The sequence below is a fragment of the Dickeya undicola genome, from assembly GCF_000784735.1.
Classification (GTDB): Bacteria; Pseudomonadota; Gammaproteobacteria; order Enterobacterales; family Enterobacteriaceae; genus Dickeya; species Dickeya undicola.
Genome location: NZ_JSYG01000022.1, coordinates 140,027 through 161,633 on the forward strand (window position 1 = coordinate 140,027; position 21,607 = coordinate 161,633).

Here is a 21,607-nt window from a genome sequence, read left to right on the forward strand (position 1 = left end):
TATTTTTTCGAGACTGTCTCCGTTTGGCTGCGCTGGCGTGGCTGACCCTGTTGACTACTGGAGGTTGATCCTATGCGCCCTGTTCCTGTTCGCCCTGATGTTGCTGTTGCGGTTACGCCGCAGCCTGCCCGTTCCCCGCAGCCGCCCCGTTATCTGACCAACGACGAAGCGGCTGCCTATCTGCGATTATCACCGCGCACGCTGGAAAAGCAGCGGGTCATTGGTGGTGGGCCGCGCTTTCGCAAATTTGGCCGCCGTGTCATGTATGCGGTATCGGATCTGGATAGCTGGGCTAATCAGCACAGCTTTGAAACCACGTCCGATCCTGACTATGCCGAGTACCACTCGGCCGACAGCCGTGTACGCTGAACGGCGGCGCGTTGGCCGCACGTCTGATGTCCGGTTCGCTCGACCTGTTCCAGGCATTGCCGGGACGCATGGCACCGCGCGATGCCCGGGATCTGATGGCGTATCCCTTCTTTTCCTTATCGAAATCACGCCGCACGGTGCCGATCGAGTATGGCATCGGTACCGTGAGGATCCGGGTGGAAGGCACTGCCGAACAGGGTATTGCCACTATCTGGGACGCCGACATTCTGATCTGGGCGGCCAGCCAAATCGTCGAAGCCCGCGATGCGGGCATTCCGACGTCACGCCGGATGCGGGCCACGCCCTACGAGATCCTGACTTTTATCGGTCGTGGCACTTCGCAGCGGGACTATCAGCGGCTGAAAGCTGCCCTAGACCGTCTGCAGTCCACTACTGTTGCCACCTCGATTCGAGCCGAAAGCGGACGGCGGTTACACCGTTTCTCCTGGCTCAACGAATGGCACGAGCGAACCGATACCCGGGGCATGTCGCTGGGCATCGAGCTGATCCTGCCGGACTGGTTTTACGCCAGTGTTCTCGATGCGGCGCTGGTCCTGACCATCGATTCGGCTTACTTCCGACTGACCGGTGGGATCGAGCGCTGGTTGTATCGTCTGGTGCGCAAACATGGCGGCCGACAGGCGGCTGGGTGGCGGTTCGATTTTCGCCATTTGTACCGCAAATCCGGCAGCACAGCCCGGTACAGCGATTTCGCCTGCGATCTGCGCACGCTGGTGGCCCGCCAGCCCCTGCCGGGGTATGTCCTCGGTATAGGGCGTTTGCCGGGAGGCGGGGAGCTACTCACGTTCCGGCCGGTGTCATCCGCGGCACGGGGATAACCTGGGAAAAAACGGTGAAGACGGTCGTGCTATCAGGCGCACGAGCTATCGGGCTATCGAGCGCATCCCCCTCGTGCTATCAGGCGCATCGGCGAGCCCGTATCCCGCTGCTGGCGCGGGTTTGGCATCGCGCTAACGGTTCTAACATAAAAAAACTAACGAATTGTTGGGGGTGGCGATACCGGTGGATAACCGGTAAACGGCACGCCCAGACCGCTGGCAGAAAGTCGGGGTTCAACACCCTGAATCCTTACAGGACGGGCGGCAACATCACCGCAAAAGAGCGCGGATGGCAGGAGAACATACCCCGATGAGCATGACACATCACGTTCGATGGGGCGCGCCTTCGCTGTGGCTGGCGGGCCTGTCGTTATCCGGCCTGGTTTCACTGGCTTGGGCAGCGGTGGGGGATGTTACGCCGTATCTGGTCTACAACCCGACGGACAGTATCGCCCCTGGCTGGTATCGCCTTCAGCCGCTTCGCCTGCCATTGCCACCGCTATCCGTTGGCAGCGTGGTACTGGTGTCGCCTCCGGTTGAGGCCGCACTTCTGGCTGCACAGCGTGGTTACCTTCCAGCGGGGGTGCCACTGCTTAAACCGATTGGGGCTATAGCACCCCAACAGGTGTGTGTTATCGCCGACACGGTGCGTATTAACGGCATGGTTGTGGCTCGCGTGCTGCGGGCTGACCGGCTGGGGCGACCGTTATCGGCCTGGCCGGGCTGTCGGCACCTGTATCCAGGCGAGGTGTTCCTGCTGAGCACCACGAACCCGGCATCGTTTGACAGCCGCTATTTTGGGCCGGTACCGATGGCCTCTGTGCGGGGAGCGGCACAACCCCTGCTGACAAGGTAGCGGCTTACGGCTGAACAGCGCGTCGTGGAATAGACGAAGGGCAGGGCAAGATAAAAGGGGGCGACACGCGGTGACGCCGACATGCCGTCTGCACACGGGGTAAGGGCGGCACGCATCCGATGTGCTGGCGTGCTGTGGAACCACTAATTGATTATTAACCATGGCTATTTCCTGTGCTGACAAGTAGCAGGGAGGAAGTGATGAGCCAGAAGCATGATGAGCGTTTTACCCCTCGTCCAGGCAGGCCGAAGCAGCGTGGCGATGCCTTTGTACGTCAGGTGGCCCGCCAGATAAACAAGGCCGGTATCAGGACCGATAAAAATGGGCGACGCCCCGGTGCCCGACTGGGGCGCGGCCAGGTTGCTGCGCGATTTGCCCATGATGCCTATTCACCAGACTGGCGGCGTGTGACGGTAAAGACCCGGCTGGTAAATCTGACGAAAGCCGGTGCCCGTTCAACATCCACACACCTGCGTTATATCGAGCGTGACGGTGTCGGCCGACAGGGGGAACCGGGTCAGGCTTATGGCCCACTGACCGATCACGCCGATTGGGATGCGTTCGAGCTACGCGGACGTGAAGATCGGCATCAGTTTCGCGTTATCGTTTCACCTGAAGACGCGGAGTCTCTCGACGATTTGCGAACCTATACCCGTCAGCTGATGGTGCGTATGGAAGCCGATCTGGGCACCCGGCTGGACTGGGTGGCGGTGGATCACTGGAATACCGATAATCCGCACACCCATATTGTATTGCGGGGCAAAGATGAGACCGGCAGAGATCTGATTATTTCGCGGGATTATATTGCCGAGGGGATGCGGTTGCGGGCCGCGGCATTGGTTACGGAATGGTTGGGGCCGCGCACGGAGCTGGAAATGCAGCACACCCGTCAGCGCGAAGTCGAGCAGGCGCGGTGGACGGGGCTGGATCGCACGCTTCAGCGTCTTGCCGACAATGGCCGGGTGCATACTGCGCAGTTTTCCGCGTCATCCTTGAGATACCAGCGGCAGCTGCTGATTGGCCGACTACAATATTTAGCGCGGATGGGGCTGGCATGTGAGCAGACGCCCGGTGTCTGGGACGTACAGGCAGACGCGGAAAAGACGCTGAGAGCGATGGGTGAGCGTGGCGATATCATCCGGGCCATGCAACGCGCCATGCACGGTCAACCCCGTGAGCTGGCGGTGTTCCAGCACGGTGAATACCCTCATCCACTCATCGGCCGGGTGGCCGGTAAAGGATTGGCTGATGAACTGTATGACAGAGGATATCTGGTGATTGACGGTGTGGACGGCAAGGCTCACTACGTGGTGTTGCCGCCCGGTGCCGATCTAGCGCAGTTTCCTAGTGGTTCGGTGGTGGAGGTGAACGGGGCCGCTATCCGCCAGACTGACCGGAATATAGTCGGTCTGGCGTCCGCGGGTATCTATCGCACCGAACATCACCTGAGGGTGGCGCAGCACCGGGATGACGGTTTCGATCCACATGACGAGGTGGCTTTCCATGTGCGCCGGCTGGAGGCGTTACGCCGGGCAGGGATTGTCGAGCGCGTGACACAAGGTGTCTGGCGTATTCCTGACGATTTGCCTGAGCGTGGCCGTCAGTACGATATACAGCGTCTGGCCGGTGGGGCAGCTGTCTCGCTACAATCGCCCTTGCCGGTTGAACGCCAGATCCGGGCAATCGGGGCGACCTGGCTCGATCAGCAGTTGCTCAGTGGAAACCTATCGCCGGATGTACGTGGCTTTGGGGGCGAGGTACGGGCAGCGCTCCGCCAGCGTGTTGACTTTCTTATCTCGCAAGGGCTGGCGGTACAGGAAGGGCAACGAGTGAGCCTGGTGCGTAACCTGCTGGCGACGTTGCGCCAGCGTGAGCTGGAGAAAACTGCGCAGGATATTGCCCGGGAAACCGGACTGGTATATCGCTCCGCGACTGATGGGCAACGTATCAGCGGTATCTACCGACGCAGTTTGCTACTTGCCAGCGGGCGCTACGCGATGCTGGATGACGGTCTGGGCTTCAGCCTGGTACCGTGGAAACCGGTCATCGAACTACGGCTAGGTCAGTCAATGACGGCGACCATCCGTGGTAACCGCGTGGCCTGGGAGTTCAGTCGGCAGAGGGGACCGGCTATTGGCTGAGGTGTTGTGTCCCGGAGGTGGACAGGTTTAATGGCTTACTGCGGCGTAATCAGCAGCGTCGAGTTAGGGTTGTTTTTCTTGTACCGGTGGTACTGCAAAATCAGTGTTGCCAAATCGTCATCCACGGCATAGAAATAAGCTTCGGGTACATCCAGCACCGCTGCGAACCGGCAAACCAGTTTGAAGTCGGGCGCATGGGTTTCCTTCTCATACTGACTGACTCGCGCGCCTGCCGACTCTTCATCAATCCCGGCCTGCCTTCCGAGCTCTGCCTGAGTTAACCCCACATTGACCCTTGCCAGCCTCAAGCGTTTACCAATCACCGTGTTACCTTGTTTGTTGATCGAACGATGATTGATTATCACGATATCTCGGCTACGCTTCTTGAAAAAATCCTTTAAAAATAAAAGTAATACTTTATTTTGGTGTTTTTTTTGGTCTTAAATAAAGTAATTCTTAGTTATAAGAAGGATTGCTAATGATGACAGCGTTCATGTGGAGAGTGTCGGTTTGGCTTCTGATGTGTGCTTTTCAGTGAGTTGAAGAATGATTCAGGTGCTACAGTAGTCTAAAATATGGGATATCTAATAAATTAGATATCCCATGCTAATCCATTTAATTATTTCGATTTTTTCGGGAGGTAATTGCTTTCGCGATTATGGCTGAGTATGCAATTGCACCATTAACACCCATGACTCCTGAAATGTATAATAATTGACTTCCAATTAATCTTTCATCGAAATTGCTTTTAATTGCTTCTGTTGTTAGTTTGTCAATATCTAATTCACTGCTTTTTATGGTTGGATTTGACTCAATGGGTCTCTTTGATTGAGTACGATAATCTACGGGGATTTCAATTTGTTGCTGCTTTGATAACGAGGAATCTACCCGTTTCGAAAAATTGTTACCTTCCATAGAGCTAGGCTCTGACTTAAATGATTTCAAAGTTGAGGCATTACGACGTTTAAGCAAGAATGATTGATTAAACTTAGATATCATCCATTGATAAAAGTATTGGTACGTGTCAGTGCCATTGCTTCTGAATTCCTCTGATATCGGTTTTATTTCCCCAAATGGTGGAAACACAATTTTTCCATCCTGTATACCAACAAAATCTAGTGGAGAAACAGGAGCGTTCCACTCCGATGCATCGGGGAATGCAAAACTATTACACTCATTACCTTGAGAAAGAGTATATAATCTCTCTGCATCATAAATTAAGTACGATTGATCCTGTAATTCTTGAGGTGGTCTTGTTCCTTCAATATATCCCCTTAACGCCCCAACCATAGTTGCAATTGAGTCAGTGTCTGTACCAAGTTCATTAACAATATCAAGCATTAATGAAGATAAGTTATCTGGGTGTAAATATGATGCAGCCAGTGCTGCAATTGCAGTTAATGTACCACTTCCTCTTGTTCTTTTGTCTTTCAAGTTAAGAACTTTTACTAAGGAACTATATGATGGATTTTCCTCTGCTTTCCACTTTTCGACAATATCAAGAAGGTGCACTAATTCTTGGTATACTTCATCATATGCTTCTTCAAGATTTGTAGATGTTTGGGATTCGAACAAAGGAACCCAGGCAGTATTAAGGTTTATGTCGCTATGGATTTTATTAGGAATTTCATTTATCCATCGGAGAAAAAGCCGAACATCAGATATTGATGGTATATTTTTATTTTTTAAAACTTGGCTCAAGCATAAAGCATGAAATACAGCTCCTGCAATAGCTCTAGGATGCCCATGTGTAGTAAGAGAATTTTTTATTATATCAAGCAGGAAAGAATCTACTATTTCTGGCGTTCGGCTTGCCCAAACATGAGGCTGGATTCGCATAGCTGCACCATTACCTCCAGAGTGCACATAACTTGTTTTCTTTGACTGATAAAAATTGTTATACCAGGTGACGTTTTTTTTTCCGAGAGATTCCGCTGCCAGTTTTGAAGATATGCCGGCACCTAAAGCATAAGAGGACCAAATAGGAAGTTCCACTTTTGAAAATGCATTTATATCAAAATAATTATTCTGATTAATTGCTCGTGACGTCGATAGTCGGAGTTGGGTGTCATCAGAGTAAGCACCAGAAGGTATTGATACTAGAGGCCCATACATTCCACCGACTTGTCTTTTCCATTCAACCAAACCAGACAAATGGTCCCGACCTGTTCTTTTTACCAGCAAACTGCAGTCTGCTAGTTCAGATATGAACCCTAAAGCATCCCCATATGCAGCCCAAAGACTTGAGTTAACAGTGTTTTCAATATTGTTAATTGTCATTCGTATCATCTCTAAACTTGTTGGGACAAACTTCCACATCTAGGACTAAACCTAACACAGCCAATTGAGCCATGATACTAGCTTTATCCTCAAAGTTTGATACATAAACCTTTGCCAGACGCTCTAAAGCAAGTCTTCCGGGGTACAAGACTTCAGCTTGCTCGCAAGTCGTCCACGACGGTAGATGTGATGGTCCTCTGAAAATTTCCCTTTGATACTTACCAACAATAGGATTGCGAAACATCCTTTCGAAGCTTTCAATACCTTCGCCTCGAAGGCAAGACGGGTAAATGTTGTTTGTAGTCGTAAAGCAAACACCTGAGTCTATTATAATTTCTGGTAAAAAAGATAATATTACCCAATAGATGTCAGAATATTGGTGAACACTTCGCGAATGCTCAAAGAACTCAAAGTTTAATTTTGTTATAGATAGGTTAACATAGCTTAACCACTTTGAATCTCTCTCTCTTCTTTTCAATGAATTTTGTTGAAAAATAAACGCTAAAGTATCTTCTTCTGTTAGCTGAGAGTTAGGAAGTACAGCTCCGGTTCTAAGAATGCCTAAAAGACCTTGGTTTGTTGTGAAGTGAAGTATCTCTTTAATGTCTTTAGCCTTTATCAGTGTCTCAAATTCGTTCATAGCACCACCTTCTGGAACGTATTAGTGTCCAAATGATCGATGAAAAATGGTCTCGTGTCGAAGCGATAACCTAGGATAATACTTACCTTAGCTCTCGTAATCCCCATTGAAATAAGTTTGATTATCGATGAATAATCAGAGTCTTGACTATCTGCAAAACTAAAATAAAAATGATTTTCCTCAAGCCCAAGAATAAAAACGTGGTCAAACTCTAGTCCCTTGGCTGAGTGAATCGTCGACAGGGCTATGTTCGTTTCATTCGGTGGCCAAGAGCTTTCTCCCGATATTTCAACGAAGGACAAGTTTTGTTTTCTAAGTGTATCTTTTATTCCGCCTGCACGATCAAACCACCCACCACCTTTAGCATGTAAAAACCCAACAGTTTCATGATCTAAATCTACATTTTTTAATATGTAATCGATCACAAAATCTAACTGTTGATTAAAACGACCTTCCAAGACAAGTGGGAGAGGGCCATGCCTTTTAATTGCATCAAGTCTTGGCAATGTTCCATCATCGTCTATTGAAATGGCTGTGTTTTCGATCAACCTACTTGCAAAAATAGCTATTTCAACTGTATTTCTATAATTGAACTCTAATCGAGCATATCGAGTATTAGCAATGTTAATGCCTGCCTCTTTCCAGGCAAACCCTCGTTTATATATTTTTTGATTGCTGTCAAGGATAATTGTAGTGAAGTTGATGTCAGATAATTGGTTAGTGATTGCTTTAAGTTGGTTAGCTGAGAAATCTTGTGCTTCATCAATAATAGCTATGTGAATGTTGTCTGTTTTATTTTTTATAAACAAAATTGCAATATCGTTCCAATCCAAAAATTTATCAACTTCCTTCGATCTAATATAAGGGTAAACGACCTCATCGAGAATCCTCCTTCGTAGTGGCCTTTCCATTCTTGGCATAGTACCACGACCAGTACGTTCCATCTCAAGATAATCTTCTAAATTTTCCTCATTTAATCTTCCTAAAAGATATTCTACTTCATCTACCAAAAATTGACTGCTTAAGGGGATTAAATGACCAATGTGTCTTATCCTATTTGCTTGGTCTTGCAAACTTAAAACTTTTGGAGAACCATCAATTCTGTTGTACATATATTTGGATAATGTCAACACATCAATGTTTAACCGGTTACGGTTTTCGGGTGTTGATAGCAACGTTTCACTTATTACTAAATCGTTAATGTAGGCCGAAAGTGTTTTATTAAAAGTAAAAATTCTAATGTTAATTTTTTCATTTATTCCAATTCTGGCAAATTCTTCTAAAAAATAGCCGATAGATAGCTTCATCATTAAAATTGAAGTTGTTGTTTTACCGCTACCTGCAGCACCACGAATGATTAATGTGCCAGGTCTGGGTCTGACCATCAACTTCAATTGCTCATCAGTAGGTTTGACAGATTGTAGTGTTTTCATTACCAGTGCATCCTTACGCAACCATACTTTAGTAGATCAATTAAAATTCCATTAGGTTATATAGCTTATTTCCTAACTGGAATCAGTATACCAATTCACATAATCATTTTCTTTGCTCACTAGTTGACCAACAAAATTATGCTTTAACCACATGGGATTTATCCAGTTTACGATGCAGCATAGAAAGTAGAATAAGGTAGTCTGCTGTATCTTCTTCTCCCTACCAAAGGATTTTCAGGTGGGGTTACGGATTGCAGAAATTGCACCTTTGAAGAGCAGAGCAAACTCTTTGTGCTCAGACGTTCGGTTCCAGTTCGTAGAAGATTTATCCAGACTAACGAGGGACTTTCAGCAAAACACTTCTCGATAAACGCAACTCCGTCAAGTAGTAAGCTGGTCATATTACGCGGGCACTGTGCGATACTTTTTGCCTTCTTGATACCGAGGTCACTCATCAATATTTATCTTTTCCCCAATGGCGATAATAGAGATAGGTCAGTGTATCTAGTTTAAAATTGATATAGTTGGCATTGTTATCTTTAACTGGGGGTAATTCACTAAGAATGAATAAATAGAGTGGTTGAGATGGAGTGCTCATCGCTATCTTATCCAGCGCTTCCCTGGATGTTCTTTTATAATCGGATCGTTCAACAAACCTAGAAGGAATAAAAAAGGTTGGTTTGCATTTGAGATCTCCAGCTCGCATTTCATTTGCAAAGCGGACTAGGTAATAGTCTTCTTTTCGATTAATCCAAGCCTTGCCAAAGTAAACTCGTGGTTCATCTGGATATTCACTAATATCCTTGCGATCATCAACTCGGATAAAAAAATCTTTTAAATGAATCATACCATCAATGGTCTCAATAAAGAAATTTTCTTTGGCAATAAATGCATCAGCTAATCCAGATAACCGCTTGCGAGAACGTCGTTTTTGCTGATCTTCACCACTTTCATTTATATCAGTAGACTTAGAACGTTTTGTTGATTCTTTTTTGTCATCAGTCGTGGGAGGAATACGTGTGACATGTTTATTCGACACGGACAAAACAAGCTCAACAACATCATCACGGATAAAAGGTAATGCTTCAGGATCACCTTTCGCATGCTGGGCTCGACGCAATTCATCATCGCTCTGCTCTTCCAGTTTGCATCCGAGAATATGTTCAGAGACAAATTTGAAATATGGGTCACGCTTACGCAAGCGCTTAGGCCGATCAAGGTTGGCACATGTGACTTGCGCATGGCAATGGAGTTCAGGGCATTCGAAAAGGTGCTTTGATGTGACAAGACCTTGAGTGAATAATCTATCAGCTTCCTCCGCCGTTATGTCTCTATCCAACTCTAAACTTCTTGCTTGCTCTAACCTCATCGCCCACTCCTGTTTAAAGGATACGTCAAGAAATATTATATTTTTATTAGCTAATGCACTGATCTTATTATTCTGTCGGCAGTGTTTTTGCCACATCACGAAACCAAGGCAACCCATGCCATACGGTTGGGTCACCAATCACAAAAATATGTCTTTTGGCTCGGGTCAGGGCAACATTTAACAGATTAGGTTTACTTGCCGCCCATTTAGCACCACCATCATTATCCTTGTCGCAACCTAGGACAAGAATAACTATATCATTCTCTTTCCCCTGAAACGTATGCACAGTACCAATGCATTTCTGCTGCCAATCGCTGAGTTCTTGGTGTGATATCAGAGGTGCATGTTGTCGCCACGCCTTTATATTTCGCTGTCTAATTAGCTGCAATATCCCTGCCTTAACTGCTTTAAATGGTGTGATGACATAAATTGAATTAAGTGCCACATTCTCCGCTAGTAGGCGATCGACTAAGGTGAGCAAATCGTTGCCATGGCTGTCACGGTACTGTTTTTCACCTTGACCACCAGAAGAAATCAGCCAGTGATTATCAATCATGTTGTTTATCGACTGACTACTAACCTTGTCAGCACTAAGACCGTGGATCATCCGTTCGTTGTAGGCCATCTTATTCGCCAAACTGAACATTGGTTCAATACAACGTCGATGTACCCATAGGGGAATACCAATCCAAACAGGTATATTCATCACCTCTAATTCACACCCCCATGAGTTAACGCGATCGGCAACCTGCTGTACCGAGAGTAACGCTGGATTCCAGTCCCTGGCACGCTCCTTTAGAACATCTAAACAGAGTCGTTCAACCAAAGATGGTGATGTGGTAAACACCGGCTCGACCTGTAGGGGATCACCCACTACCAATACTCGTTTAGCTCGCCAGATTGCTCCAACAGCTTGCTGTGGCGATGCCTGACCAGCCTCGTCAATCATCAGCCACCCTAATTCTTCGCTTTTCACTCCGTGGAACATACGCCCAATTGAAGCAAAGGTAGTTGACAGTACCGGTACAATCATAAATAGCGTTTGCCACCAACGGATAGGGGATATCTTGGTGTGGGGGTGTGCAAGGAATGAATTAAACCCAAGAACAATAGATCTAAAACGGTTTATTCCTAATGCTTCATAGATCCAAGCTTGATGCAGTTCCATCGCGGCGATAAATAACTCGGAGCGTTGACGGTTTATCTGTGCGTTTTGCCAGAATGCTGTGCGTTGCAATGCTGCATCATAAATGGGCTGGTTGATATTAGGTAATGTGATATCAGAGAATTGATTCCGCAATGTTTGCAACTTGTCCAGATCATTTTTCCGCTGCTGAGTCATTTGGGTAATATCATGCTCTATAGCTCGCTTTTTCTCCTCAAGGTCACCACAATACTTGATCTGTTTAGCTACGTCTTGTGCACATTCGATTTGTAACCTTGTCAGCTTTAGTAGTTCAAGTTGTACTGTACGTAGCTTAGCCTGATACTCATTTACCCGCTTACGGCTTATCAGGCGAGTTAGCCAGCCAGGTGCCGTGCTTTCAACAATTTTTTGCTGTTGTTCTGCATGTCGAACTTGTTTTTCTACGACATCACGTTGTACCTCAGCACGTTTTAGCTTAGCAAGCTGTTCCTCATAGAGGCTTTGGGTTTGAGCCAATTCTAGTGATAAGGTGTCGAGCGAATCGTCAGACTGTTTTTCGAGTAGATGGGCAAAGGCGGCTAATTGCTGTTGTAGTATTTCTATCGCTTTCAAACACTCCAGAAATTTTCTTTTCGATTCTGCAAAAGAGAGTGGTGAATGATAGTGTTTCCAGCGCCACAAGCTGAGAAAATCCTCATCTTCAGGACGAGGATTTTCAGCGGGGGTTTTACGTAAAAAATGCTCGTCAATAAGTAATTTTTGCGCAAACTTAACCCGATTAGATTTTTTACCCAATGCAGCGGAAATCATGCCCCAACATTGCTTATCCTTTTCCAGAGGTTTAAAAAGATGATACTCACGCTCTTTTCCCTCACCATTCTTATCTTTTTTATGTTCACGCTTTGGCAGATATTCTGCCGCTATCTGATTTGCCGTTGGTGCTAAATAATTAAGTGAGCGAAACTCTTTAGCCAGCGATTTCTTTTGCGGTAGATCTTTCGAAATATTTTCCACGGCCGAATTATTGGACGATGCAACAACCATTTCAAAACCGGTGAGCGCTTCTACGATAAAACCATCACTATCCAGAGTGTCATCAACCTTTTTGAAACGAGACAGTGCTTTAGCTCGCTCAACAACATTATGTGCGACCAAATCACGTAGCAACGTTGTTTTTCCCGTTCCCGGTGGACCATTGACGGAAAGCAATCCACCTTCAGCCAGCTCTTTTACCGCTGTATTAATGACAAATTGCTGCATCAACGACATAGCGTGTTCTGGTTCGGTGGGCCAGCGGCCATGAGGCATACATGTTGGATGTAGTTTATCGATGATCGATTCGAGACCATCTTGTGAATACAGATCGGTGTTTCGTGGAGCATTGTCAGAAAGATAAGTTCTGAGAGCTTTACAATCATTATTAAGTTGTAACGCCGCAATAATCTGTTCAATGTCCTCAAAAAAGAAACTGTTTAAGATAGGTAGCGCTAAACTTTTATCACTGTCACTAATTTCTTCTTCAATTTCATCCTCTTCTTCCGAGGACGCTTCTGTACACTCACTTTTCCCTTCAAACCAGTCAATTTGTAAAGCATATTCCCAGTTTGGTTTAAAATCTGCCCACTCCACTAAATGTGTAGCTAATAATGTTAAAATATCATCAGCTTTCATTACGCCAGGACCATTCTCACGTTCTGGTTTTAACGTAGAGCTGAAATTCCTGAGTGTGCTGGCGAGTCTCTGGCACGCTTCAGAAAAAAACTTAGCGTTAAGGGCCTGAAAGCGCTCTTCTTGTAAATGTCCAAGTGCCCAAGGAAGAGAACTTACAGACAGTTTATCCAACGCCGGTACGCCTTCCGAATTCAGTTGAACTTTAGCAAAACAGGTGATCCCTTCCTGATCCAGCCGTTGCTCTTGTTCTTCTGCATCATGCCCTTTATCTGGCCCAAACACACTTTGGGTGATGGTGTTGGCTATCCCTTTATCAAACAGGCCGATATGGATGCAGTATGACACTTTTTTGGGGATACGATGTAACTCACGCAGATCAGCAGAAAGCCAGGGCAAGTAGTTATCACCATTCTGGATGAGCTTGCTAAGTGGTATTCGTAAGCTATTCTTTTTTTCTTCAAGCGTATAAGGTTGGAAAAATTCTATACGCTGCCAGGCTCGGAGAATATTATTTGATAGAGACGTCTTAGCCATCATAGCTCTTTGATTATTATCCATGTAAATCAATCAAAAATAAGGTGTTTTGCGTGACATGCTTTTATGTGTAAATATTTTAATGCTAATTAATGCTTCCTTTTTTGAAGAAGCTGAAAAACTAAACTTACTTGTTGCTGCAGTAATCTTTTGATTTTATTTGATCAGCATTATCTTCCCTCTCGATATGAAATTAAACACCTTTAAACACTTGCCCCCGATGCCATTCCACAAACTGTTCCAGCGGGTAATATTCCCGCTTTTTGGGCATAAAAAGCGGTTTTCCTTCAAAATCCCAGAATAGGCGTTCAACAATCTTGCTGCCGTTAACACCGTCAGAAACCATCAATTTCATTTCGTCAGTAATACCGATAACACCGATATCAAATGCGGAATGGTGTACCGAGCATAAGGCCAGCCCATTGGTTACGGTACAAGGGCCACCGTATTGCTTCCATTTGATGTGTGCGGCTTCCAGACCAACCGGTGTTGTATCGTGGCGTAAATCATAGCCGCATACCGCACAGCGGTATTGATACGCACGTAACACTGCCTGACGAAAATGGGGATCGCGGGATTGTCTGACATCCTCTATCGACAGTTCCAGACGGCTGGCAATCACGGCCTGGACACTTTCAGGAAAATGTTCACTTAAAATCTGTTGGGCCAGTTTCTCAATGAGCCGTGGCTGTTTTTTTAATAGTTGATAGCTGACTTCATCAAAACCACCCATGACATCATGTTGAATAAGCTCACGGTTCGGCGGTTCTTTACTACCTTTCTGTGGTGAGCAACGATCATCATTCTGTAATTCCCAGAAACCATCGCCTCGTAGCCGCCAAAATGGCATCTCCGGGTAATGAGTGCGCCGCTGAGGCCCGAAGCTGTTCAGCAGAGTCAAAAGGTTAGGGCGAATTTCATTGCCGTAATGAAACAGGCGCGGATGCCCTTGTTGATAGGCTGACAGTACGTAAAGCAGCAACAGCGGCTTATGTGGCGCACGCTGGTCGCCTTTACGCCACATAGACATGTGAGTAATTGCTGTTTGAAGGGCTTGAGCGGATGACATCTCTACATGATGGCAGGGAATATTTACTGCGATTTTGCTCGCAAACTCAGCAATATTCAAGGTATTCAGCCAATCCAACCAGAAAAGGACAACGTGCCTGCCTTGGGAAATACATCAGCCAGTAAACGTTTTACAATCAGATTGTTATCACCCGATAGAGACAATACGGGTTATGCGTCCGGCAAAACTGTGCATCAAAATTATTCACCGCCTAATCAGGTTCCCTTCCTCTTTCGTTATTCGACGCCCTGCCACCAACATCGCTGTAAGGATAATGAACAGATGCCCCTCGGCGGAATCCAGCAGGTACTGGTTGTAAGGGTTATGAACCCGTTCTCCGGTTTCCGGGTTGTCATACTCGGAGCCGCCTGCGTCGTTTCCCAACCAGGGCGCATGCTGTATCTTTTTCAGTGCCGTCATCAGAAAAGCTGTGCGCAGCCCATCGATGTATTGCATTCGCAAAAGTTTCCCCGCCCGGCGACATCATGCATAGACTATCTCATCCAACCCGCCGCGCAGGCGTTCTTCCGCTCGGTTAGGTATCAGTACTGGGGTGTCCCTTAGAGGATGCGCGTGAATGGGTAGAGTGTTTTACCGGGTGGTCAACGGTACCGAGGTGAAGATCGTGCGCTGCTGAAAAATCGGGAAGAGGTGTATCAAAAAACAAAAGCGCAACACTCAGAACGCTGGTCAGGCAGGACAAGGAAAGGGTAGCCGACAGACGAGGTCATGCTGAATCCAGAACGGAAAAAAACAGACAGCCTAAATCAACTGGGGCGCTAACTATCTTGACACCTTACCGATACCGAGCAACAGTATTTTAGGTAATGCTCAGGGGGTGGAACTAGTAAAGAGGCAGCTTAACGCCCATGTTCCAGCCAGAAAGCTGCACCAAACACCGCATCAGGATGTACTTTTTTATGATAATGATATTGCAGGATAATTAGTGCCAACTCTTCATCTCTTGCATAGAAGTAAGCTTCGGGGACATCGAGAACCGCAGCAAACTGACAGACCAGACCAAAGTCTGGCTCATTGACTTCCCTTTCATACTGGCTGATACGCGAACTGGCGGTTTCTTCATCCAGACCGGCCCGACATCCAAGCTCAAGCTGCGTTAAGCCTGCGTTGACTCTGGCCAGTTTCAGTCGTTTCCCAATCACGGCGATATCCAATTCATCTAAATGGCATGATGGCATTATCTCTGCCGCTAACGGTTCTTTCTTAAAGATTATTTTTCACAAATAAAGTTAAACTTTATTTTTGGTTGATATTTAATCTTAAAATAAACTATCCTTTATTATGGAAAGTAACTCTTTATCTTGAGAGGTGCAGTGAATGAGCTCTATTCAAAGGCATGGCTTGGCTGACTGGCATTCTGCCGACATTATTGCCGGGCTTCACAAACGGGGAACCACAATGGCTGCTGTGTCGCGGGCGGCGGGGCTGAATTCCTCCACACTGGGTAATGCGCTTAATCGTCCGTGGCCTAAAGGGGAGCAACTGATTGCTGATGCACTGGGGGTGCCAGCCTATGAGATTTGGCCGAGCCGTTATTTTGACGAACAGGGGCGGCTAATCCCACGCGTTCCCCGTTCTCGGCTCCGGTCTGAACAGGAAGAATCCCCCGCGCCCGATAGTTAGCCGTATCTGTGTCCATCAGGGTAAGCAGGGGCAGCTATAAGAATGCCCTGATAATGCCTGAATCGTCTTGTCAGTGTGAGTTCTGTTCAACTTTGTGCTAACGCGCTCTCCTACACTCAGTATTCCGTGGCCCGATGCCGGGCCACCTGTTCGATGATGAGATGTAGGTATCGGGTATGGAGCTTCGCCATCTTCGTTACTTTCGGGCGGTTGCAGAAGAACTGCACTTTGCCCGGGCGGCGGAACGGCTGCATATTGAGCAGTCACCGTTGTCCCGTGCCATCAAGGAACTGGAAGACGAGCTGGGGGTGAAACTGTTTGTGCGCACCACCCGCAGTACCCGGCTGACTCGCACCGGTAAGTTGTTTTTGGACCATGTCGCCCGGGTGTTCGCGGTGTTGCAACAGGCACGCGACAGCGTGCAGTCCGTGGCCAACGGTTACCATGATCAGTTGCGCATTGCGCTGTCAGACGGCATTACCCCTGTGCGCTTGTCAACCTTGCTGGCGCTGTGCCGCCAGGAAGAACCCGAGGTGGATATTCGCCTGTTTGAAATGCCGCTCTTTCAGCAAATTCAGGGATTGCAGGATGAACTGTACGATGTGGGTTTTGCCTTGTCTGATGCAGTGGGCGAGCATATCACTGCTGAGCCGGTCTGGGCCGAACCATTAATGGTGGCCGTTCCTGCCCGACATCCTTTGCTGGCCTATAGCCAGATCCCGTTGGACGAAGTGCTGCGTTACCCGTTGGTGTTGTGTGACCCGAGAATGTGTGAAGGGCATGCTCGTCAGGTGGCGCGGGTTTTGCGTTGTTCTGCGCAGGAGCCGTTGATTGTCGAACAGGTTATCTCGTTCGACCTGATGATGACCCTGGTTTCCGCCGGGTTTGCACTGGGGTTGGCTGATGTTTCTCATATTGCGGCTAGCCGGGCTTTTGGAGTGGTGGCTCGCCCACTAGCTGGGAAAACCCCCATGATGACCACCTATCTGTTGCGCCATGCCGGAGATCCGCCAGAAACGGTGGCTCGCTTTATCGAGCGGCTTGACGCGCTGGCGTGGGCGGACGATAACTCGCCTGATGCCATCACCTGATTCGACGACTATCGGAGGATCCTCATGCGTAATCTTATGTTTTCATTCCGTGTTTTCTTATGCATCGTGCTGTGGTGTATCGGCAGTGGCGCCGTACCGGCAACGGAGACGGTAGAGTCATTACTGGCTAACCCCAAGCGATTAAAGGAACTACGCCAGCAGTGCCATGACGACTGGGAGCGCGTGGGGAATGTGTTGTGCAATCGCGTCGGGCATGCCACCACCAAACAGTTTCTGGGGACGGGAACCCCCTACACGCCACCAAAAACGCCGCCCAAATTCTGAGTCGTCGCCATCATCACAAAAATCACTCCCGGCACCCGCTACGCCCGGTTACGTCATAGCGGGTTGCACTGTGCTCACGTTCTCCCCTGTACGCATTGTGACTTTTTGCTCCCTGATTGAGTCGGTAACGGTCTTTGCACTGGGCTGAACCCGCACCGATGCTCTCTCGCAGGCGGCACAACCGTTGTGCGGTCTTGAGGGCGAGAAGGGGGCGGCAATGCAGGGGCAGGGCATACTGGTAGGGCAGGTTGCGGTGGTGTTCAGTGTCGTTGTCGCCGGTGTGTGGTACGCCACGCAATGGACCGCGGCAGCGCTGGGGTATTCCCCGCGCCTGGGCACCCCGTGGTTCGAGGGCATTGGCGTTCCCGTTTATCCCCCGTGGCGGCTGTTTGAATGGTGGTTTCTGTTTGGCGGGTATGCGCCGCGTATCTTTGATATCGGTGGTGCCATCGCGGGCGGCGGCAGTTTGCTGGCCTCAATGGTGGCGATGACACTGTCGGTGTGGCGCGCCCGCGCGTCCCGGCATGTCACGACCTACGGTTCGGCACGCTGGGCAAGGACACAGGATATTCGTCGGGCGGGGTTGTACCGGCCGTCGGGGCTGTTCCTCGGGCTGCATAACGGGCAATACCTGCGTCATGAGGGGCCTGAGCATGTGCTGGCGTTTGCCCCCACTCGTTCGGGGAAAGGCGTCGGGCTGGTGGTGCCCACACTGCTGAGCTGGTCAGCCTCCGTCGTGGTGCACGATATCAAAGGCGAGAACTGGCAACTGACGGCAGGCTGGCGCGCCCGTTTCAGCCACTGTCTGCTGTTCAACCCGACCGACACCCGCTCGGCGGCTTACAATCCGTTGCTGGAGGTGCGGCGTGGTGCGCATGAAGTGCGCGACGTGCAGAATATCGCCGATATTCTGGTAGACCCAGAAGGGGCGCTGGAGCGGCGCAACCACTGGGAAAAAACCAGCCATGCGCTGCTGGTAGGGGCCATTCTGCATGTGCTTTATGCACAGGAAGACAAGACCCTGCGCGGCGTCGCCAATTTTCTCTCTGATCCAGACTGTCCGTTTGAGATCACGCTGTATCGGATGATGACCACGGCACATCTGGGCGATGCGCCGCACCCGGTGATTGCCTCGGCGGCCCGCGAGGTCCTCAACAAATCCGATAACGAACGCTCCGGCGTCCTGTCCACCGCCATGTCCTTTCTGGGGCTGTACCGCGACCCGACCGTGGCGGCGGTGACCTCGCGGTGTGACTGGCGCATCGCCGACTTGATCGCGGCCCGTCATCCGGTGTCGCTGTATCTGGTGGTGCCACCATCGGATATCAGCCGCACCAAACCGTTGATTCGGCTGATCCTCAACCAGATTGGCCGCCGGTTGACGGAGTCGCTGGAGGACGCTGACGGCATCATCCGGCGGCATACCTTGCTGCTGATGCTGGACGAGTTCCCGGCGCTGGGGCGGCTGGATTTTTTCGAATCGGCGCTGGCGTTTATGGCCGGTTACGGTCTGCGCGCGTTTCTGATTGCCCAGTCGCTTAACCAGATTGACAAGGCCTACGGCCCGAACCACGCGATTCTGGACAACTGCCATGTGCGGGTGGCCTTTGCCACCAACGACGAGCGCACGGCTAAACGCATTTCCGACACGCTGGGCACCGCCACGGAGCTGCGCGCCCAGCGCAACTATGCCGGTCATCGGCTGGCCCCCTGGCTGGGGCACCTGATGATTGCGCGTCAGGAATCGGCCCGGCCATTACTGACACCTGGCGAGGTGATGCAGTTGCCCGCCAGTGACGCCATTGTGATGGTGGGCAGCCAGCCGCCGATCCGCGCCAAAAAGATGCGCTACTTCGCGGATGCCAACTTTCAGTCGCGTGTCCTCCCGCCGCCGTCGCTGACAGACGGTCATTACACCGATGTGCCTGAACCCAGATCGGATGACTGGCGCGATCTGCGCCTTCCGGCGGTGCCGGTGCCACCTGGGATGACCGGACTGGCTGACCCTGACGATGACGGGGAAGGGCACCCGTCAGCCGGACAAGGCGACATCACTGTCCCCATGCCGGCGTCGGTGGCACCGGCCAGCGATCTGTCGTGGCTGGCGGATGACACGGTGAACCGGTTCCCTACACGGTCCGCGCCGGTTCCGGATAGGGGAGAAGCACCATGAGTCAGTATCGCCTGAATCTATTTATCCCACCTGAACACGCCCGGCGGCTGGACGAGCTGGCGACCCGAAAAGGGGTCTCGAAATCCTCCATTGTCGCGGCTGCTCTGGCCACCTGGCTGTCGCCGGATGCGGGAGGGCAACGGGACATCCTCCTGAGCCGGCGACTGGATCAGCTGTCACGCCAGTTTGGGCGGCTGGAGCGCGATCAAACCATTCAGATTGAAACGCTGGCGTTGTTTATCCGCTACTACCTGACCGTCAGCCCGCCAGTGGCTGACGCCCATCAAGATGCCGCCAACGCACAAGGCCGTGCGCGTTTCGGGCAGTTTGTTGAGCAACTGGGCCGCCACTTGCTGCGCGGACACAGTCTGGTGCAAGACGTCTGTCGGGAACTTCAGCCCGACACGGCAGACGAGACGACGCAGGAGATGCCATGAGCAACATATCTGCGGACGATACGATGTGTGCATCCCGTACGCGCCACCGACATATGCTGTACAGCGCACTGGGGCCACTGATTGCGGCAGCACTGGACGATCCCGATGTGGTGGAGATCATGCTTAATCCAGACTGCACCTTGTGGGTGGATCGGTTGTCCACCGGCCTTGCTCCGCTGGAGAGGGGGATGTCTGCTGCCGAGGGGGAACGCATCATCCGACTGGTGGCGGCCCATGTCGGTACCGAGGTGCATCGCCACCGGCCGCTGCTGACGGCGGAATTGCCGGAGACCGGTGAACGCTTTGAAGGCATACTGCCGCCGGCAGCGCCTGGACCGGCGTTTGCCTTGCGTAAGCGCGCCGTCGGCGTGATCCCGCTGGCGCGCTATGTCGCCGACGGGATGATGACCGCCGCGCAGGCCGGGGTGCTGCGTCAGGCGGTACGTGAGCGACAAAACATTCTGATTGCCGGGGGCACCAGTACCGGGAAAACCACACTTGCCAACGCTCTGCTGGCCGAGATTGCCGAGACCGGCGATCGGGTGCTAGTGCTGGAAGACACCGTGGAGTTGCAATGTGTGGCACGCGATCAGGTGCCCCTGCGTACCCGGCCGGGTGTGGTGAGCATGGCCGAACTGGTGCGTACCACGCTGCGGTTGCGCCCTGATCGCGTCATCGTCGGTGAAGTCCGTGGCGGCGAGGCGCTGGACCTGCTCAAGGTCTGGGGAACCGGTCACCCCGGCGGGATAGCCACCCTGCATGCGGGGTCTGCGCTGGGGGCATTGTTGCGGCTGGAACAACTGATCCTCGAAGTGGCGATCACCCCGCCCCGGGCGCTGATCGCTGACACCATCCACCTGATCGTACACCTGACCGGGCGTGGGCAGGCACGCCGTATCGCCTCGCTGGTCCGGGTGACCGGCTTTGACGGCACGCACTACCAGCTCAGTAACCTTAGTTCTCCCGGTCCTGTGATATCGACACCCTCACCCGGAGGCTCATCATGATGCTCCCGTTTACTCTTCGCTTTTCCGACTGCTGGCTCGTTCGACGTAGTCTGCCCGGAGCCGCACTGGCCGTCAGCCTGTTGTGGGGGCTGACGGCCTACGCCAGTGGCTCAAGTATGCCATGGGAGTCGCCGCTGCAGTCGATCCTGGAATCCATACAGGGGCCGGTGGCGCGCATTATCGCGGTCATCATCATTATCACCACCGGGCTGGCGCTGGCCTTTGGCGATACCTCGGGCGGATTTCGCAAGTTGATCCAGATCGTGTTTGGGCTGTCGATTGCCTTTGCCGCCTCATCGTTCTTTTTGTCGTTTTTCAGCTTTGCCGGCGGGGCGGTGGTATGAGTGACGAATACACGATGTTACCCGGTTTTGACGTACCGCTGCACCGCTCGCTGACCGAGCCGATCCTACTGGGGGGCGCACCGCGCACGGTGGCGATTGCCAATGGCACGCTGGCCGCCGCCGTCGGGCTGGGGTTACAGCTGTGGCTGCCGGGGCTGGTGCTGTGGGTGGTTGGGCATACGCTGGCAGTATGGGGCGCGCGGGAGGATCCGCAGTTCATGACGGTGTTTGCCCGGCATATCCGCCACCCGTCGCTGCTGGATGTCTGAGTGGCGTAC

General features: G+C 50.7%; 21 protein-coding genes. 12 read left to right on the top strand and 9 right to left on the bottom strand.

Annotated elements, in window-relative coordinates:
* Positions 1–72: 72 nt before the first annotated feature.
* The 4 genes from OB87_RS11730 to OB87_RS11745 all read left to right on the top strand — a co-directional run bounded on the left by OB87_RS11730 (position 73) and on the right by OB87_RS11745 (position 4,205).
* Positions 73–369 (top strand): helix-turn-helix domain-containing protein, encoded by a 297-nt coding sequence (locus tag OB87_RS11730; RefSeq protein WP_012768890.1) that lies wholly within the window; start codon positions 73–75, stop codon positions 367–369.
* An 11-nt stretch (positions 370–380) separates the two neighbouring features.
* Entirely contained in the window at positions 381–1,208 is an 828-nt protein-coding gene (locus OB87_RS11735) for a replication initiator protein A (protein ID WP_033569609.1), read from the top strand.
* Positions 1,209–1,518: 310 nt separating this feature from the next.
* Entirely contained in the window at positions 1,519–2,064 is a 546-nt protein-coding gene (locus tag OB87_RS11740) for a S26 family signal peptidase (protein WP_050515698.1), read from the top strand.
* 200 nt (positions 2,065–2,264) lie between these two features.
* A complete protein-coding gene (locus OB87_RS11745; RefSeq protein ID WP_033569610.1) occupies positions 2,265–4,205 on the top strand; it encodes a relaxase/mobilization nuclease and DUF3363 domain-containing protein in 1,941 nt (646 codons plus the stop codon).
* A gap of 35 nt (positions 4,206–4,240) precedes the next feature.
* Here OB87_RS11745 and OB87_RS11750 read toward each other — a convergent pair whose 3' ends face one another.
* The 9 genes from OB87_RS11750 to OB87_RS11785 form a co-directional block, all read right to left on the bottom strand.
* On the bottom strand, positions 4,241–4,573 hold the full coding sequence (locus tag OB87_RS11750) for a helix-turn-helix domain-containing protein (RefSeq protein ID WP_235425270.1): 333 nt from the start codon (positions 4,571–4,573) through the stop codon (positions 4,241–4,243).
* A 247-nt stretch (positions 4,574–4,820) separates the two neighbouring features.
* Positions 4,821–6,485, bottom strand: a complete 1,665-nt coding sequence (locus OB87_RS19870) for an ADP-ribosylglycohydrolase family protein (protein WP_235425264.1) — start codon at positions 6,483–6,485, stop codon at positions 4,821–4,823.
* Positions 6,475–7,125, bottom strand: a complete 651-nt coding sequence (locus OB87_RS11755) for a DarT ssDNA thymidine ADP-ribosyltransferase family protein (RefSeq protein ID WP_033569611.1) — start codon at positions 7,123–7,125, stop codon at positions 6,475–6,477. Before OB87_RS11755 ends, OB87_RS19870 begins: the two co-directional genes overlap by 11 nt.
* Positions 7,122–8,558 carry a 3'-5' exonuclease gene (locus OB87_RS11760; protein WP_033569612.1) on the bottom strand — a complete coding sequence of 479 codons (1,437 nt, stop codon included), beginning with the start codon at positions 8,556–8,558 and terminating at the stop codon, positions 7,122–7,124. Before OB87_RS11760 ends, OB87_RS11755 begins: the two co-directional genes overlap by 4 nt.
* 454 nt (positions 8,559–9,012) lie before the next feature.
* Complete coding sequence (locus OB87_RS11765; RefSeq protein ID WP_033569613.1) at positions 9,013–9,927, bottom strand: hypothetical protein; 915 nt, start codon at positions 9,925–9,927, stop codon at positions 9,013–9,015.
* Between the two features lie 67 nt (positions 9,928–9,994).
* Positions 9,995–13,279, bottom strand: a complete 3,285-nt coding sequence (locus tag OB87_RS11770) for a DEAD/DEAH box helicase (RefSeq protein ID WP_033569671.1) — start codon at positions 13,277–13,279, stop codon at positions 9,995–9,997.
* A gap of 193 nt (positions 13,280–13,472) precedes the next feature.
* Entirely contained in the window at positions 13,473–14,348 is an 876-nt protein-coding gene (locus tag OB87_RS11775; protein ID WP_033569672.1) for a phosphorothioated DNA-binding restriction endonuclease, read from the bottom strand.
* Between the two features lie 204 nt (positions 14,349–14,552).
* The gene (locus tag OB87_RS11780; protein ID WP_033569614.1) at positions 14,553–14,804 is read right to left on the bottom strand and encodes a hypothetical protein; all 252 of its coding nucleotides are present in this window, start codon (positions 14,802–14,804) and stop codon (positions 14,553–14,555) included.
* Positions 14,805–15,208: 404 nt separating this feature from the next.
* Positions 15,209–15,547, bottom strand: coding sequence for a helix-turn-helix domain-containing protein (locus OB87_RS11785; RefSeq protein WP_050515699.1), 339 nt, complete (start codon positions 15,545–15,547; stop codon positions 15,209–15,211).
* A gap of 139 nt (positions 15,548–15,686) precedes the next feature.
* Between OB87_RS11785 and OB87_RS11790 the strand changes: the two genes are divergently transcribed.
* The 8 genes from OB87_RS11790 to OB87_RS11820 all read left to right on the top strand — a co-directional run bounded on the left by OB87_RS11790 (position 15,687) and on the right by OB87_RS11820 (position 21,598).
* On the top strand, positions 15,687–15,992 hold the full coding sequence (locus OB87_RS11790; protein ID WP_033569615.1) for a helix-turn-helix domain-containing protein: 306 nt from the start codon (positions 15,687–15,689) through the stop codon (positions 15,990–15,992).
* Positions 15,993–16,168: 176 nt separating this feature from the next.
* Positions 16,169–17,083, top strand: coding sequence for a LysR family transcriptional regulator (locus OB87_RS11795; protein ID WP_033569616.1), 915 nt, complete (start codon positions 16,169–16,171; stop codon positions 17,081–17,083).
* Between the two features lie 24 nt (positions 17,084–17,107).
* Entirely contained in the window at positions 17,108–17,368 is a 261-nt protein-coding gene (locus OB87_RS19875) for an entry exclusion lipoprotein TrbK (protein ID WP_235425266.1), read from the top strand.
* 217 nt (positions 17,369–17,585) lie between these two features.
* Positions 17,586–19,541 carry a conjugal transfer protein TraG gene (locus OB87_RS11800; RefSeq protein WP_033569617.1) on the top strand — a complete coding sequence of 652 codons (1,956 nt, stop codon included), beginning with the start codon at positions 17,586–17,588 and terminating at the stop codon, positions 19,539–19,541.
* Positions 19,538–19,978, top strand: coding sequence for a CopG family transcriptional regulator (locus tag OB87_RS11805; protein ID WP_033569618.1), 441 nt, complete (start codon positions 19,538–19,540; stop codon positions 19,976–19,978). Before OB87_RS11800 ends, OB87_RS11805 begins: the two co-directional genes overlap by 4 nt.
* On the top strand, positions 19,975–20,985 hold the full coding sequence (trbB, locus tag OB87_RS11810; RefSeq protein WP_033569619.1) for a P-type conjugative transfer ATPase TrbB: 1,011 nt from the start codon (positions 19,975–19,977) through the stop codon (positions 20,983–20,985). Before OB87_RS11805 ends, trbB begins: the two co-directional genes overlap by 4 nt.
* Complete coding sequence (locus tag OB87_RS11815) at positions 20,982–21,329, top strand: TrbC/VirB2 family protein (protein ID WP_081977386.1); 348 nt, start codon at positions 20,982–20,984, stop codon at positions 21,327–21,329. The genes trbB and OB87_RS11815 overlap by 4 nt, the downstream gene beginning before the upstream one ends.
* Positions 21,326–21,598 (top strand): VirB3 family type IV secretion system protein, encoded by a 273-nt coding sequence (locus OB87_RS11820; RefSeq protein ID WP_027711224.1) that lies wholly within the window; start codon positions 21,326–21,328, stop codon positions 21,596–21,598. The genes OB87_RS11815 and OB87_RS11820 overlap by 4 nt, the downstream gene beginning before the upstream one ends.
* Positions 21,599–21,607 lie beyond the last annotated feature (9 nt).

Excerpts from the sequence above, each read along its gene's own strand:
- OB87_RS11730 (WP_012768890.1), top strand. The coding sequence starts at position 73 with ATGCGCCCTGTTCCTGTTCGCCCTGATGTTGCTGTTGCGGTTACGCCG.
- OB87_RS11740 (WP_050515698.1), top strand. The coding sequence starts at position 1,519 with ATGAGCATGACACATCACGTTCGATGGGGCGCGCCTTCGCTGTGGCTG.
- OB87_RS11745 (WP_033569610.1), top strand. The coding sequence starts at position 2,265 with ATGAGCCAGAAGCATGATGAGCGTTTTACCCCTCGTCCAGGCAGGCCG.
- OB87_RS19870 (WP_235425264.1), bottom strand. The coding sequence starts at position 6,485 with ATGACAATTAACAATATTGAAAACACTGTTAACTCAAGTCTTTGGGCT.
- OB87_RS11755 (WP_033569611.1), bottom strand. The coding sequence starts at position 7,125 with ATGAACGAATTTGAGACACTGATAAAGGCTAAAGACATTAAAGAGATA.
- OB87_RS11760 (WP_033569612.1), bottom strand. The coding sequence starts at position 8,558 with ATGAAAACACTACAATCTGTCAAACCTACTGATGAGCAATTGAAGTTG.
- OB87_RS11765 (WP_033569613.1), bottom strand. The coding sequence starts at position 9,927 with ATGAGGTTAGAGCAAGCAAGAAGTTTAGAGTTGGATAGAGACATAACG.
- OB87_RS11770 (WP_033569671.1), bottom strand. The coding sequence starts at position 13,279 with ATGGCTAAGACGTCTCTATCAAATAATATTCTCCGAGCCTGGCAGCGT.
- OB87_RS11775 (WP_033569672.1), bottom strand. The coding sequence starts at position 14,348 with ATGTCATCCGCTCAAGCCCTTCAAACAGCAATTACTCACATGTCTATG.
- OB87_RS11780 (WP_033569614.1), bottom strand. The coding sequence starts at position 14,804 with ATGCAATACATCGATGGGCTGCGCACAGCTTTTCTGATGACGGCACTG.
- OB87_RS11785 (WP_050515699.1), bottom strand. The coding sequence starts at position 15,547 with ATGCCATCATGCCATTTAGATGAATTGGATATCGCCGTGATTGGGAAA.
- OB87_RS11790 (WP_033569615.1), top strand. The coding sequence starts at position 15,687 with ATGAGCTCTATTCAAAGGCATGGCTTGGCTGACTGGCATTCTGCCGAC.
- OB87_RS11795 (WP_033569616.1), top strand. The coding sequence starts at position 16,169 with ATGGAGCTTCGCCATCTTCGTTACTTTCGGGCGGTTGCAGAAGAACTG.
- OB87_RS19875 (WP_235425266.1), top strand. The coding sequence starts at position 17,108 with ATGCGTAATCTTATGTTTTCATTCCGTGTTTTCTTATGCATCGTGCTG.
- OB87_RS11800 (WP_033569617.1), top strand. The coding sequence starts at position 17,586 with ATGCAGGGGCAGGGCATACTGGTAGGGCAGGTTGCGGTGGTGTTCAGT.
- OB87_RS11805 (WP_033569618.1), top strand. The coding sequence starts at position 19,538 with ATGAGTCAGTATCGCCTGAATCTATTTATCCCACCTGAACACGCCCGG.
- trbB (WP_033569619.1), top strand. The coding sequence starts at position 19,975 with ATGAGCAACATATCTGCGGACGATACGATGTGTGCATCCCGTACGCGC.
- OB87_RS11815 (WP_081977386.1), top strand. The coding sequence starts at position 20,982 with ATGATGCTCCCGTTTACTCTTCGCTTTTCCGACTGCTGGCTCGTTCGA.
- OB87_RS11820 (WP_027711224.1), top strand. The coding sequence starts at position 21,326 with ATGAGTGACGAATACACGATGTTACCCGGTTTTGACGTACCGCTGCAC.